This is a genomic window from Exiguobacterium sp. s149, from assembly GCF_018618395.1.
GTDB classification, from domain to species: Bacteria; Bacillota; Bacilli; order Exiguobacteriales; family Exiguobacteriaceae; genus Exiguobacterium; species Exiguobacterium chiriqhucha.
In genome coordinates, this window is sequence record NZ_JACSLZ010000003.1 from 168,318 (window position 1) to 182,083 (window position 13,766).

The window sequence follows — 13,766 nt, forward strand, 5'->3', positions numbered from 1 at the left end:
CATGGCCCAACTCGTCATCAAACAACGCACGAAACGCTTTAGTGGCATCGGTCAATACGGAACACTGTTCGCGATTCTCGCACTCATCGCCGTCTTCGGTGTGACGAACGACCAGTTTTTGACGTACGCGAACTTTAGCGACATCATCAAATCCGTATCGATCGTCTCCCTGCTCGCCCTCGGGGTGACATTCTCGCTCATCGTCGGCGGATTCGACTTATCGGTCGGCTCGACGGCGAGCCTCGCAACAATCGGGGCGGCATCGAGCCTCGTGTTACATAGTCAAGAACTGCTCGTCGCCCTGCTCGTCCCGATTGCGCTCGGTGTGCTCGTCGGGCTGTTGAACGCGCTCGTGACAATCAAGTTCCGGTTACCGGATTTGCTCGCGACGCTCGCCATCATGTACGTCATCAACGGGGTCCAATTGACGTATACGAAAGGTTTTTCAATCTACGACAACATGCCGATTGAAGGAGGGACGGCACCGGGACGTTTTATCCCGTCGTTCCTCTTCATCGGCCAAGGTTCAATCGGACCTGTCCCGTTCGTCGCCATCTTGATGATTCTCTTCTTCGCCGGGGCGCATCTATTTTTGACGTATTCGAAGACAGGACGCGAATTTTATTACGTCGGCTCGAACGTCGAGGCGGCCCGCCGCTCCGGCATCGCCGTCACGCGCATCAAGCTGTACGCGTATGTGTTGAGTGGTCTGTTCGCAGCCATCGGCGGCATCATCTTGGCGTCGCGCATCGGTACCGGACAAGTATCGGCCGGAGCACCGCTCCTCATGGACGCCGTCGCGGCCGCTTATATCGGTTACGCCGTCTTCGGGACCGGACGACCGAACGTCGTCGGCACGTTGATTGGTGCCGTCTTGATTGGGATTTTGTTGAACGGACTGACGATGTGGGACGTGCCGTATTACGCCCAAGACATCGTCAAAGGCACAATTTTGATTGCGGCGCTCGGCTTGTCATACATCCAAAAGAAACAGCTCACATAGGAAAAGTCCTCAGAACGGTTGGTTCTGAGGACTTTCTTGACGTTCCATCTGAATAAAATCGAACGTGCTCCCGTTCGTCGGTTGTTGAAACGAACCGGTCTGCTTGAACCCGCACGTCTCATAGACACGGATCGCCCGCACGTTGAAGGCGGCGACGGACAAGGTGATGCGATGCGATGAGTAAGTCGCTTTGACGAAGTCGAGAATCGATGTGACGAACGCTCGTCCGCTCCCGTTCCCGGTCAAATCGGGCTTCATGCCGAGACCGATATCGACCGTTTCAGCATCCGTTTGCGCGACGCTCACGAACCCGACGAGTGCACCGTCAGACGTGATGGCGAACACCGACTGTCCGCGCTGTTCGACGTCTAAAAATTCGGCTAAATCGTCTTTGTCGGCCGCCATATTGTAAAACGCATAATCGCCTTCGTAGTGCCATGTGTAGGCGATTGTTTCCGCCTGTGGCTGGGTCAGGACAGCGAATTGATGGGTCATTTGAATTTCCTCGTTTCACGAGCAGGATGTAGTGCTACACTCATCATAGCACCACCAACTTGGGAAATGAGGTGATCACATGGGAATCAAGCTAGACATGATTGGGATTGTCGTTGAAGATATGACGCGGGCGCTCGACTTTTATCGGATGCTCGGTCTGTCGATTCCGGAATCGAGTAATGAGGAAGCGCATGTCGAGGTCGATGACGGCGGGGTCCGGCTCGCCTTCGACACGGTCGAAGTGGCCGAATCGGTGTACGGGGAATGGAACCCGGCGACGGGGCATCGGGTCGAACTCGCCTTCTTATGCGACAGTCGGGATGAACTAGATGTGCGCTATGAGGCAATCGTCGAGCACGGCTATGCCTCGCATCGCGAACCGTGGGATGCGTTCTGGGGACAACGTTACGCCATCGTCATCGATCCGGACGGAAATCTGATCAGCTTGTTCGCAGCATGACAAAACCCTCGCCGGATCCGGCGAGGGTTTATTCGTCTCGTGTCTCGCCCCAAGAGCAGAGCGCCTTCATGGCTGGTTGCAGGCTGAGTGCGTCCTCGGTGAGCGAGTATTCGACGTGAAGCTGTTTCTCGGTCGAATAGTCGATGCGGCGGACCATACCGAGCTGTTCGAGCTCGCGCAGTTGATCGGTCAACACCTTGCGGCTGACGTCAGGGATGGCGCGTTGAATCTCAGAAAAGCGGCGCGGGCCGTTCTCGAGCGTACAGTACACTTGAGGCCGCCATTTACCGCCGATGATGTCGAGCGCCTTATTGACGGGGAACGGGGTCGTCATGTTCAATTCGCCTCGCTTTCGGGTAGTTACTTGAATGTGCGTACTTTTTTTATTGCTTCGATGAAGGTATCGTATCGTTATCCATCAAATTGAGCAAACAAAAAGGAGCGGATGACAGTGACATATCCACGTACATTCTCACATATCGGACTATCGGTCCCGAGTGTGGCAGAAGCAGTTAAATTTTATGAGGACGTGATGGGCTGGTACACCATCATGCAGCCGTCAGACGTCGTCGAGGACGACTCGCCGATCGGTGTCATGTGTACGGACGTATTCGGACCGGGCTGGGGCAGTTTCAGAATCGCCCACATGTCGACCGGTGACAAAATCAGGATTGAGTTGTTCGAGTTTCCGAACAATGAGAAGCCGGAGAACAATTTCGAGTTTTGGAAGACAGGCATCTTCCACTACTGCGTCCAAGATCCGGACATCGAAGGACTCGTCGAGAAAATCGTAGCCCATGGTGGGAAACAACGGATGCCGATTCGGGAATATTACCCGGGCGATAAGCCGTATCGGATGGTGTACTGTGAAGACCCGTTCGGCAATCTTGTCGAAATCTATTCACATTCGCATGAACTGACGTATTCGGAAGGAGCGTATTGAGCATGAAAGCGTGGTTACTTGATGAACCTGGATTAGAACATCTCCATATCGGTGAGATAGAGCGTCCGACACTAGGCGCGGGCGAACTGCTCATCAAAGTCGAAGCGGTCGCATTGAACCCGGTCGACTATAAAGTCGGCACGAACGGCAATCCGAATTGGTCGTATCCACACATTCTTGGCGTCGACCTGGTCGGGGAAGTCGTCGAAGTCGGTTCGAGTCTCGCCAATATCATTACCGGTTCACGTGTCGCCGTCCACACGAGTCTTGGAAACAACGGCGGCTTCGCCGAGTATGCGGTCGTCGATGCGCGTGCTTGCGCCGTCGTCCCGCCGGAAGTGAGCGACGAGGCCGCTGCGGCCATCCTCTGTGCCGGCATGACAGCGTATGAGGCCATTATGCAGAAGTTGAACACACGCGACAAAGAGACGATTCTCGTCCACGCCGGAGCGGGCGGAGTCGGTGGTTACGCGATTCAACTTGCCAAAAAACTTGGGCTCAAAGTGTTCACAACCGCATCGCCGGAAAACTTTGACTGGGTCACATCGCTCGGTGCCGATGTCGCCATCGACTACAACGTCGAGGATGTGACGGAGAAAATCATGGAACTGACAGACGGTCGCGGTGTCGACTTGATTTTGAACACGGTCGGACGCGACGTGGCGACGGCCGATTTGGATCGACTCGCATTCAGCGGACAGCTCGCTTATATCGCCGGTCCACCTGACATGTCGGACATGAAAGGGTTCACGCTGTCGCCTTCGATTCATGAAGTCGCCCTCGGTGCGGCCCATGCGAGTGAGAACGAGCGGGCCATCCGTAACTTGTCCTATATGGCCGAAGAGATGATGAAGCTGCTCGAGGCGGGTGAATTGAACGACCTCGTCACGGACGTCTTGCCGTTCGAACGATTAAAAGATGGTTTGGAACAGCTACATACACGCAAAGTGCGCGGCAAATTAATCGTCCGCATGCGCGACTAACTGATGGCCTCCTGTCTATGGACAGGGGGCTTGTTGTGGAGGGAATGACATGGAGTTACGGACATCATATCAACAGACGTCGCATCAATTGAACGGCCACGGTCGACGGAACGTCGGCGTCTTGCAGCAAGCGTTCGCCGAGGTCGACCAGAATCAGGCGAGCGACCATTACGGGACGGGTGAGGTCATCGCGCGCTTCGAGCAAAAACTGGCGCAAGAACTCGGTATGGAAGACGCAATTTTCTTTCCGAGCGGCACGATGGCGCAGCAGATTGCGTTACGGATTTGGGCGGACGAGACCGGAAATCGAAACGTCGCCTATCATCCGCTCTGTCACTTGGAGATTCATGAGCAGGACGGATTGAAGGAGCTGCATCACCTTGAGCCAATCTTGATTGGAGATGACAAGCGGTTGATGACGCTCGAGGAAGTGCAGGCGTTGCCCGATATCGCCTGCCTGTTGATCGAGTTGCCGCAACGGGAACTCGGGGGCTATTTGCCACCGTTCGATGAACTGGAGGCAATCAGTCACTTGTGCCGGGAGCGGGGGATTCGTCTGCATCTCGACGGGGCACGATTATTCGAGACGCTCCCGTATTACGAGAAGACGGCAGCAGAAGTATGTGCACTGTTCGACAGCGTCTACGTCTCATTCTACAAAGGCATCGGCGGGATTGCCGGAGCCATCTTGGCCGGACCGAAAGCGTTCTGCGCCGAGGCGAGAGTGTGGAAACGTCGCTATGGCGGGGATTTGATTGGACTGTATCCGTACATTATCCCGGCCGACTATTACTATGAGCTTCGGAAAGATCGGATGGCAAGCTACTACGAACAGGCGAAGGAACTGGCGCGCCGCTTCAATGCGATCGATAGGGTGTGGACGACACCGGACGTCCCGGTGACGAATATGTTCCACCTTCATGTTGAGGGGGACGTGGAGGCAGTCTCGGCCTGGATTCAATCCGTTCAAGACGTGACCGGAATCGGCATAACGGGCTATCTCGTACCCCATGACGGCTATTGTTCGACCGAAATCAGTGTCGGAGATGCGTATGAGGCGATTGATGCACCTCAACTCGATCGACTATTCGAACAACTAGAGCGATGAGGAATTCGAAAAAGCACCGCTCCTCATCCGAGGAGCGGTGCTTGCTGTTATCTGGAGACGATGGCGTCGAGACGGTCGAGCTGCGAGGCGAAACCTTCGACGGCTCCCATATCGACGACTTGTTGGAGCGACTCGGCGTCCGTGAATTCGGAGCGGCTGATGAACAGCGTGCCGTTCGGGATGTCGACAAATTCGTTCGTGATGGTCATGACGGGAAGTTCAGGATTGACGTGGCCGTCCGCGTCCGAGAAGGCGTCCGTATAGACGATTTTACGATGCGGGTCAATCTCGAGGAACGTCGATTTGCCCCATGATTCCATGCCGTAATAGTCGCCTTGCTCTTTGTCGACGCACGTCATGCAATAATGCCACGTGCCGCCGGGTTCGAACTCGAACGTGCGAACCTCCGTTTTCCATCCAGCGGGTCCCCACCATGCTTCAAGATGGGCCGGTGTCGAAAATGCCTCGAACACGAGCGCGCGCGGCGCGTTAAAACTCCGTTCCACGACTAACGTGTTGCCTTCGACGTACGATTTGAGCGTTTCCATTAGGATTTCCCCTCTCGTTTTGACTGTTGCAAAAACTCTTCCAACCGATCGAGCCGAGCCGTCTCTGCCTCGAGCCGTGAACGCCAAATATCTATCGGGGCAAGTGCCTGAAGATTCAGGGCGTAGCGCCGCCGATTGGCTTCGATGGTCACCGAAACGAGTCCGGCATCATAGAGCACACGCAGTTGCTTGGACGTCTGTGGTTGACTGATGTCGAGTCGTTCGGCGATGGCACCGACCGTTAAAGCTTCTTGCCTCAACAACTCGATGATTCGTAAGCGATTCGGGTCGGCCAACGCGTGAAACAACGGACTCAAATTTTCTTCCATCCTCGTCACCGTCCTCTTACTTAAAATATTCCCATTTTAGAATATTCCAAACTAGGAATATTGGTTAATCGAACAGTAAATCGAGCACGGTCTCGCCGATTGGCCGTTCCTTTCCTTCGTACGGGAAGGCGTGAATATGGATGGCCGGATTGAAGTTCAGTTCAATGATACCGTAGTCATTTTCACGCTCGATCGACGGAATCATCATGTCGACCCCGCAAATTGTGGCGTCAATCGCTCGGGCGGACTCGACCGCAATCCGTTTGTATGAATCGGCGATCCGGTCCGTATAGTCAATACTGTCACCCCCGGTGCTGATGTTCGAGTTCTCACGAAGGAAGACGAGTTCTCCATCTGCAAGGACACTGTCCGGCGTCTTACCTTGTGGACGAAGGAATGCCACGACGATGTCATCAATGTCAATTTTTTCGAGCGGCGTCTTATAGCCTTTTCCGCGGAGCGGATCCTCATTCTTTTTGGCGACGAGCTCACGAATCGTCGATACACCGTCCCCGGTCACGTTTGCCGGGACGCGGTGCAAAATGCCCGCGACCTCATCACCGATGACGAGGAAACGATATTCTTTTCCGGGCAGGAACGTCTCGAGCAGGACGACGTCGTCAAACGTAAGAGCGTGATGGAACGCCTCAAGCGCTTCCTCGAACGTCGTCCCGTCCTTGAAGATGTGGATGCCGATGCCGAAGTTCGTCGATTTCGGTTTCAAGACAATCGGCTCGTCCCCAAACGTATACCAGGCGTCCTGTAAATCAGATTCAGTGCGGAGCTCGACCCCTCCGGGAACGCGGATGCCATGTTCGGCGAGTACGTGTTTTGTCACCGTCTTGTTTTCCATCATGAGAACCGATACGTAGTTATCTTTTGACGTCTTCGTCGCTTGTTTGACGTACTCGGTCTGGTTGCCGTGCCGGATGCGGATGAATTGGTCGTCGCGGTCAATGACATCGACCGCATAACCGCGTTTCAAGGCTGCTTTCATCAAAATCTGTGTTGATAGTTCCATATCCGTGTAGCCGTGCACCCGGAACCGATTGGCGTACGCGTCTTGATAAAACAGTTCCGCTTGTCGGAGCGACCAGTCAGTATAGCCATCCGTCATCATAGCGGAGGTGAGGCGTGACGCGTAAGTCGCCTCGACATGGTCGATTCGTTCACGGACGGAGGCGAAAATCGCGTCGAACTCGAGGTCGTGATGTTTATTGAACGCTTCAATCTCGTCGAGCAAATCGCGAGCGTACGTCTGGAGCGCCACCGCCTCGCCGTCCCGCATGAGCGTGAGCGTCGGGGATAACCCTTCTTTCGCGACGCGTTGCTGGTTGTGGAACGCCTCAGCCTGCCAATCCGCAAATCGTGTCTCGTCTTTCAACGTCAAGTAGAGCAAGAAGACGTGCAAGAACTTCAAATCGGACAGGGCGATGCCGGTCTTCTCGAACGGGTTCAAATCGATATTGCGAATCTCGATGTAATCGATGCCGTTCGTCTCGAGTCGTTCCAAGTCATTGCCTCCTCGTGACGTCTTCAGTCGAATCGGAGAGTAGAGCTCGTTCGGGTTGGCGATGTCACCTTGGGCGATGAAGCGGCGCACGCTCGCGGTGTAGTCCGAGAGCGTTGAATAGTCCGGATAGAGCGGCTCGACATTCGTGTAGCCGCAGTCACTATTCCGGTACGATAACGCCGTCGTGTTCGAATACACATCTTCGCTGAGCGCCTGCATTTGACTGACGCAGCGTTCTTCATAGCTCGTGTGGACGGCCGGAGTCCCGCCTAACAGATAGACGACGAGCCAGCGTGTCCGTAAGTAGTTGCGGACGAGTTTTAAATACAGGTCGTTCTTGAAACGGTCGTATCGTTCGGGTGACCCTTCATAGAGGGAGGCAATCAACTCGTCTGCGAACGAGAAGTTGAAATGGATACCCGAGATGAGCTGTTTTTTCGCCCCGTATTTTTGGAGCAGATGTTCCCGGTAGCGCCCGGCTTCAAGTCCTGAACTACCAAAGTCAGCGAGCGGAATGACCCCGCCGTCAGGAAGCGCGCACGGCATCGATTGCGGCCAAAGGCGTTCGTCACCGATATTCAGTGCCGTGATATCATACAGCGTCTGTAGGAAGTCGTGCGCCGCCTCGACGGTCGGGAACGTCGGTGTGATCAGCTCGATCTGACTTTCTGAGAAGTCGGTCGTAATATATGGGTGCGTCGCTTTGTCTCCGAGTGCTGTCGGGTGCTTCGTAGCGGCGAGCGTGCCATCGGGTGTCACGCGGAGCATTTCACGCTCGATGGCGAAGCGCCCGTGCAACAATTGTTTAGTTAGTTGATTAAATCGCTTCTGCAAGGGAACTCACTTCCTTTTTCATTAGTCGGACATAGAAGGCAGAGACGAGCCCTTTGATGATGCTCGAGAGGGCGATGCTCCACCAGATGGCATCGATACCGAGATAAGGCTCGAGGGCAAGCGCGAGCGGAATGCGGGCGACGGTGAAGACGATTGAGATCGTCGCCGGAATTTTCGGTAGCCCGAGTCCCGAGAAGTAGCCATTCCCAATCATCTCAAGTGAGGCGAAGATGAGCGAAATTCCGATGATCCGTAAATAGTTCGCACCGATTTCAATCGTTGTCGGGTCATCGACGAACAGCCCAATCAGGACGTCTGGGACGAAGAGGAAGACGAGTGTGATTAACCCGGTATACAAGATGCCGAGCCGGGTCGTCACCCGATACCCCTCATGGACCCGGTCTACTTTGCGGGCGCCGAGATTTTGCCCCGTGTAACTTGCGATAGCACCGTTTAATCCGCCGATCATCATATAGGCGATCGACTCGATTTGAAGCCCGATGCGCTGGGCCGCGATTGCTTCGGTCCCATATGAACCGATCATGCGGGCGAGGAAAATACTGATGACGGTGAACAAGACGCGCTGGGACGCCATCGGGAAGCCGAGGCGAAGAATTTCTCTATAGTCTGTGTGATTCGGTTCGACCGTCTCCTCCCAATCGAACAAGACGCGGGCCCGGTGCCAGAAGAAGCCGAACATGACGACGTTCGCGACGAGCGTCGCCAGACCAGCCCCGACGACGCCGAGTCCGAGTGGATAGATGAAGAGCGGCGACAGAATCATATTGAGCGTGACCCCGGTCGCGTTGATGCGCATCGCCGTCGTCGTATTGCCATAAGCGCTGAACAGTCGGGCGAACAACAAGTTGAAGAACGAGAAGATTAGCATCGGTGCACTGACGAGCAAATAACTGTACGCCAACTGCTCTACAGCCGGTGCGTCCATGTTCAAAAAGCCGATAAGCGCCTGGCCGAACGCGGCGAGGACGGTGACGAACAATAGGCCGAGACCAAGGTTTATCCGCCTCCCGGCCCGGACGTAGCGCTGAATCAACGCCTGATCCCGTCGTCCGACGGCTTGCGATACTTTGATGCCGGCGCCGACGACGATAAGGGATTGAATCGCCTGACCGAGCATGATATAAAAGCTGGCCGCGCCGATGCTGGCGACGGCGTCGCTACCGAGCGCACCGACCCAGAACATATCGACGAGACTATACGTGAATTGTAAAAGCGAACTGCCGACGAGCGGGAGGGCAAGCGCCACGATGACGCGTTGAACCTGACCGGTCGTCAAATCGATGGTTTTCACGATGAAAGACCCCTTCAATACATTTAGTATATAACCGTTTAGTTATATATAAGCACGACGTGACTGAATTCGCAATCGTACGGAACGACTCGACGAAAAATCGACACAAAAAAAGGAATTCGATGTGAATTCCTTAATGGGTATAGGCGCGGATCCAAGTCGTCATATAAACGAGTGTCGAGATGATGAGTGTCGAGGCTAGTGCGTAAATCGGATAGGCGGGGAGCGCGTTCTCGAACAGCGGATAAAACATGAATGACGCCATGAGGAGCGGCACAGTAATCCCGAACGAGACGTAGGCGGCTTTCGTCGCTTTCGCCGTGATGATCTGCTCGCGTTCGTCGACTTCGCTAAATTCCGTCATCCGGACCGACCATTGGCGAAAGCTTAAGTTTTGGTTCGGGCGTGTCTTGAACGAATAGATTGTCCAAATGATAAAGAAGCCGACTAACAGCAAGAGCGGCAATAAGTTAAACTCAATTTCAAATCGGTCGGTCTCGATGACGGTCGACACGTCAGACAAGAACGAACTGAACAGAAATGCCATCAGGACGTACAAGATGATGCTGGAGATGGATTGGATGACGACGTGTTTCAATTTGTTTCCTCCTCGATTGTGAAAATAGATTCGACCGGTTCCTCGAACACGCGGGCGATTTGCATCGCCAGCAGAAGCGACGGCGTGTAGCTCCCTTTTTCGAGCGAGATGATCGTCTGTCTCGTCACACCGACTTTGGCCGCCAAGTCGCCTTGGGTCAATTGATGCCGGGCCCGCAACTCTTTGACGCGATTGATTAATGGCATGCCGCCACCTCATTTCTTGTTTCTATCCTTAGTGTAAAGTAAACTTTACTTAATGTAAAGCTAACTTTACTTATTTGTGGATGGTACAATATAATCAAAGTTGAAAGGGGAGAAGTCGGATGAAGGCGATTTTAGGACAACATCACGTGTCGGCGATGACAGGGGACGCGTCGAAGAACTTGCGATTCTATACGGAGGTACTCGGGATGCGACTCGTCAAAAAGACTGTCAACCAAGACGATCCATCGATGTATCACTTGTTTTACGCAGATGAATCGGGGACACCGGGGACGGATTTGACGTTCTTCGAGCTGCCTTTTCTCGGGCAAACGTATAAAGGGTCGAGCAGCATCTCGCGGACGGCGCTCCGGGTGCCGAACGGCGCATTGTCGTACTGGCTGGAACGATTTTTCGAATTCGGTGTACTCCATGCTCCGTTAGAGGATGTGCTCGGTCGTCCGACTCTTTATTTCGAGGACGAGGAGGGGCAACGGCTCTGTCTCGTCGAGGGCGGGTCAGGGACGCCGTGGAAAAACGGAACGGTACCGGCAAACGTCGCCATCTTCGGCCTCGGGTTCAGCGAGTGGACGGTGCGGCGAATCGAGAAGACGGAACGCGTACTGACGGACGTGCTCGGTTATCGCTTCGCGTCTGAGTTCAAACGGAACGGACAATCGGTTCGTGTGTTCGAGACGGGCGACGGGGGTGTGGCTACAGAGATTCATCTCGTCGACCGTCCCGATTTACCGTCGGAGCGGCCGGGCCGGGGCAGTGTCCACCACGTCGCGATTCGCGTCGAGGATGATGACGAGATGGCGCGTTGGGTCGAGCGGCTCGATTCTTTCGGTATCAGTCATTCGGGCCTAATCGACCGTTATTATTTCAAATCGATTTATTTCCGCGAACCGAGCGGGATTTTGGTGGAACTGGCGACGGATGGCCCTGGATTTGCGACGGATGAGCCGGTCGAGTCACTCGGGGAACGCTTGGCGCTGCCGCCGTTTCTCGAGCCGCGACGAGCCGAGATTGAGGCCAAATTAAAACCGCTATAACAGACAAACCCGACGGACTATTTCAGTCCGTCGGGTTTTGTATGCCTAGCAACATAGCCAGTTCGTTCGTCCGGTTGGCGACGAGGTCGGCAATCGTATAGCGGTCGAGCACGTGCAGGAACGCGAGCATCGCCTCGTTCAAGACGCTCCGCAGGTCGCACGCGGGGGCGATGACACATCGTCCTTCGCCGAAACATTCGACGAGCTCGAGCGGTTCAATCGTCCGGACGACGTCGCCGACATTGATGTCTTCCATCGGGCGGGCGAGCCGGAAGCCGCCGCCACGGCCGCGTACCGATTCCAGATATCCGTGCTTCCCGAGCTCATAGACGACTTTCATGACGTGGTTCTTTGAAATCTGATATTGGTCCGCCACTTCTTGAATCGTCACAAGACGATGGGAGAACGTGGCGCTATACATGAGTGTTCGGAGTGCGTAGTCGCACGTTTGCGTGAGCCGCATGATGATTCACCTCTTCATTCGTTCATTGTACAAGACATCTCGCGAAAGCGCGACGATGGAAGATGTGAAAAAAGCGTGGCGGATTCAAGGCGGAAATTTGAACTTGTATTTAAACAAGTATTTTATATATTGCTTTTGAAGTGACTTACCTCACATAATGAACATGAACTTTCAAAAAGGGGGAAATAAAATGTTAGATCAACAAACGATGGATATCGTCAAAGCGACCGCACCGGTCTTGAAAGACCACGGTGTCGCCATCACGAGTCACTTCTATAAGCGCATGTTCGAAAACAACCCAGAGGTCCGTCAATTTTTCAATCATACGAATCAAAAACGCGGTCGGCAGCCAGAGGCGCTTGCCAACGCCGTTTACGCAGCAGCCGTCCATATCGATCGTCTCGAAGCGATCCTTCCGGCCATCCAACCGGCACTCCATAAACACAAGAGCTTGAACATCCGCCCAGAACATTATCCGATTGTCGGCGAGAACTTACTCGGAGCGATTCAAGATGTGCTCGGTGAAGCAGCGACGCCGGATATCATCGACGCTTGGGCGAAAGCATACGGTGTCATCGCTGACGTCTTCATCTCGCTCGAGAAACAAATGTACGATGATGCACCATGGATCGGTTTCAAACCGTTCACGGTTGCTGAAGTGATTGAAGACACACCGGAAGTGAAACGATTCCACATCAAAGCGAACGACGGAGTCGTCGGGACGGCCATCCCAGGTCAATACATCTCGGTTCAAGCCCGTATCGCTGGGGAAGACATCTTGCACCACCGTCAATATAGCGTCGTCGAAACGACAGAAGACGGTTACTGGATTGCGCCGAAAGCGGAAGGGCTCGTCTCAAACTGGCTCCACGAGCAGACGGTCGGTACGGAGATTCCAGTGAGTGCCCCGGCTGGCGAATTCGTGCTCGAAGCATCGGATCGTCCGCTCACACTCGTCGCTGGCGGGATTGGTATCACGCCGCTCTTCAACATGGCGAAGACGGCACTCGGTCAAGGCCGTTCGGTCACGTTGCTCCATGCTGTCCGCAGCACGAGCCTCCGTCCGCTCGGTGAAGAGCTCGATGAACTTGTGAACGCTGGTCTCCAGCTCATCACACACGTCGATGACGTATCAGGTTGCATGAGTGCGACACAGCTCGAAGCACTCGATGTCGACGGACACGACGTCTACACGTGCGGTCCGACCGCGATGATGGAGACGGTCGTCCAAACAATTCCACAAGCCCGTTACGAGTTCTTCGGTCCATCGGCCGTACTCGCCAAAGCATAAGAAAAGACGACCGCGAAAGCAGTCGTCGTATCACCGCAGACCGGTTATCGGTTTGCGGTTTTTATAGTTGCTCAGCGTGGATCACGTTTTTGTCGCGGTCGAGCGTTTCGATTGTCCAGTCGCCAAGTAGCGTCTTCTCTAGAGTAATCAAGTAAGTCCTGATATATCCTTCGTCTCGAGGATCGTTGACCATGTAGGTTTTACTCCAATCGGAATTCTGTAACCGCAAGTACACGACGTCTTCGGGTTGATTGTTCAACCGAACCCCAAGGTATTCGTCTGTTCCATTGCCAAGATGAGCCCAGTCGAATGGTGTTTCTTCAATTGTGTCACGGGTCGAGCTACTAAACTCACCGTTCGTTTTCATGATGCCTAGACCGAGAATCGTGTCGTCTGCGTTCGTGAATAGCGTGACGGTCGATCCTTCTAATTTATGGTATTCGTAAGCAGACCACCCTTGGGCAGTCATCTGGTCGTTCAATTCTTGTTGTACCTGTTCGGATGCTTGTTTTCGTTGTTCGTCGTTATAAGACCGGATACCGGCCGTGACTGAAATGGCGATGATAATGATCATACCTGTAAGGAATAATGCGAGTCTACGTTTTGACATTTTGCCTCTCCTTGTTCA

Annotated in this window: 17 protein-coding genes; 7 read left to right on the forward strand and 10 right to left on the reverse strand. The window is 54.1% G+C overall.

What is annotated here, in order from left to right:
* The first annotated feature begins 1 nt into the window (after position 1).
* Positions 2-1,003, forward strand: a complete 1,002-nt coding sequence (locus KNP81_RS05870) for an ABC transporter permease (protein WP_214719182.1) — start codon at positions 2-4, stop codon at positions 1,001-1,003.
* A gap of 9 nt (positions 1,004-1,012) precedes the next feature.
* Here KNP81_RS05870 and KNP81_RS05875 read toward each other — a convergent pair whose 3' ends face one another.
* Positions 1,013-1,498, reverse strand: coding sequence for a GNAT family N-acetyltransferase (locus KNP81_RS05875; RefSeq protein WP_214719184.1), 486 nt, complete (start codon positions 1,496-1,498; stop codon positions 1,013-1,015).
* Between the two features lie 79 nt (positions 1,499-1,577).
* Between KNP81_RS05875 and KNP81_RS05880 the strand changes: the two genes are divergently transcribed.
* Positions 1,578-1,958 (forward strand): VOC family protein, encoded by a 381-nt coding sequence (locus KNP81_RS05880; protein WP_214719186.1) that lies wholly within the window; start codon positions 1,578-1,580, stop codon positions 1,956-1,958.
* 28 nt (positions 1,959-1,986) lie between these two features.
* Here KNP81_RS05880 and KNP81_RS05885 read toward each other — a convergent pair whose 3' ends face one another.
* Positions 1,987-2,292, reverse strand: coding sequence for a winged helix-turn-helix transcriptional regulator (locus KNP81_RS05885; RefSeq protein ID WP_114165246.1), 306 nt, complete (start codon positions 2,290-2,292; stop codon positions 1,987-1,989).
* A 117-nt stretch (positions 2,293-2,409) separates the two neighbouring features.
* On the opposite strand from KNP81_RS05885, the gene KNP81_RS05890 reads away from it, so the two are divergent.
* From KNP81_RS05890 to KNP81_RS05900, 3 genes are read left to right on the forward strand one after another with little or no spacing between them, the layout of a single operon-like run.
* Positions 2,410-2,901 (forward strand): lactoylglutathione lyase family protein, encoded by a 492-nt coding sequence (locus KNP81_RS05890; protein WP_214719189.1) that lies wholly within the window; start codon positions 2,410-2,412, stop codon positions 2,899-2,901.
* A gap of 2 nt (positions 2,902-2,903) precedes the next feature.
* The gene (locus KNP81_RS05895) at positions 2,904-3,884 is read left to right on the forward strand and encodes a zinc-binding dehydrogenase (RefSeq protein ID WP_214719190.1); all 981 of its coding nucleotides are present in this window, start codon (positions 2,904-2,906) and stop codon (positions 3,882-3,884) included.
* Positions 3,885-3,933: 49 nt separating this feature from the next.
* On the forward strand, positions 3,934-4,992 hold the full coding sequence (locus tag KNP81_RS05900) for a threonine aldolase family protein (RefSeq protein WP_214719198.1): 1,059 nt from the start codon (positions 3,934-3,936) through the stop codon (positions 4,990-4,992).
* Positions 4,993-5,039: 47 nt separating this feature from the next.
* On the opposite strand, the gene KNP81_RS05905 is transcribed toward KNP81_RS05900, so the two are convergent.
* The 6 genes from KNP81_RS05905 to KNP81_RS05930 form a co-directional block, all read right to left on the reverse strand.
* Positions 5,040-5,540 carry an SRPBCC family protein gene (locus tag KNP81_RS05905; protein WP_214719199.1) on the reverse strand — a complete coding sequence of 167 codons (501 nt, stop codon included), beginning with the start codon at positions 5,538-5,540 and terminating at the stop codon, positions 5,040-5,042.
* On the reverse strand, positions 5,540-5,869 hold the full coding sequence (locus tag KNP81_RS05910) for an ArsR/SmtB family transcription factor (protein WP_214719202.1): 330 nt from the start codon (positions 5,867-5,869) through the stop codon (positions 5,540-5,542). The genes KNP81_RS05905 and KNP81_RS05910 overlap by 1 nt, the downstream gene beginning before the upstream one ends.
* Before the next feature lie 64 nt (positions 5,870-5,933).
* Positions 5,934-8,216 carry a bifunctional glutamate--cysteine ligase GshA/glutathione synthetase GshB gene (gene gshAB, locus KNP81_RS05915; protein ID WP_214719204.1) on the reverse strand — a complete coding sequence of 761 codons (2,283 nt, stop codon included), beginning with the start codon at positions 8,214-8,216 and terminating at the stop codon, positions 5,934-5,936.
* Positions 8,200-9,528 (reverse strand): MATE family efflux transporter, encoded by a 1,329-nt coding sequence (locus tag KNP81_RS05920; protein WP_214719206.1) that lies wholly within the window; start codon positions 9,526-9,528, stop codon positions 8,200-8,202. Before KNP81_RS05920 ends, gshAB begins: the two co-directional genes overlap by 17 nt.
* A 133-nt stretch (positions 9,529-9,661) precedes the next feature.
* Positions 9,662-10,126 carry a hypothetical protein gene (locus KNP81_RS05925; RefSeq protein ID WP_214719208.1) on the reverse strand — a complete coding sequence of 155 codons (465 nt, stop codon included), beginning with the start codon at positions 10,124-10,126 and terminating at the stop codon, positions 9,662-9,664.
* On the reverse strand, positions 10,123-10,332 hold the full coding sequence (locus KNP81_RS05930; RefSeq protein WP_021066034.1) for a helix-turn-helix transcriptional regulator: 210 nt from the start codon (positions 10,330-10,332) through the stop codon (positions 10,123-10,125). The genes KNP81_RS05925 and KNP81_RS05930 overlap by 4 nt, the downstream gene beginning before the upstream one ends.
* 119 nt (positions 10,333-10,451) lie before the next feature.
* On the opposite strand from KNP81_RS05930, the gene KNP81_RS05935 reads away from it, so the two are divergent.
* Positions 10,452-11,384 (forward strand): ring-cleaving dioxygenase, encoded by a 933-nt coding sequence (locus tag KNP81_RS05935; RefSeq protein ID WP_214719210.1) that lies wholly within the window; start codon positions 10,452-10,454, stop codon positions 11,382-11,384.
* A 22-nt stretch (positions 11,385-11,406) separates the two neighbouring features.
* On the opposite strand, the gene KNP81_RS05940 is transcribed toward KNP81_RS05935, so the two are convergent.
* Positions 11,407-11,847, reverse strand: a complete 441-nt coding sequence (locus KNP81_RS05940; protein ID WP_214719212.1) for an RrF2 family transcriptional regulator — start codon at positions 11,845-11,847, stop codon at positions 11,407-11,409.
* 190 nt (positions 11,848-12,037) lie between these two features.
* Between KNP81_RS05940 and KNP81_RS05945 the strand changes: the two genes are divergently transcribed.
* Complete coding sequence (locus KNP81_RS05945; RefSeq protein ID WP_214719214.1) at positions 12,038-13,138, forward strand: globin domain-containing protein; 1,101 nt, start codon at positions 12,038-12,040, stop codon at positions 13,136-13,138.
* A 61-nt stretch (positions 13,139-13,199) separates the two neighbouring features.
* Here the strand turns inward: KNP81_RS05945 and KNP81_RS05950 are convergent, their stop codons facing one another.
* Entirely contained in the window at positions 13,200-13,748 is a 549-nt protein-coding gene (locus tag KNP81_RS05950; protein ID WP_214719216.1) for a hypothetical protein, read from the reverse strand.
* Positions 13,749-13,766: the final 18 nt, after the last annotated feature.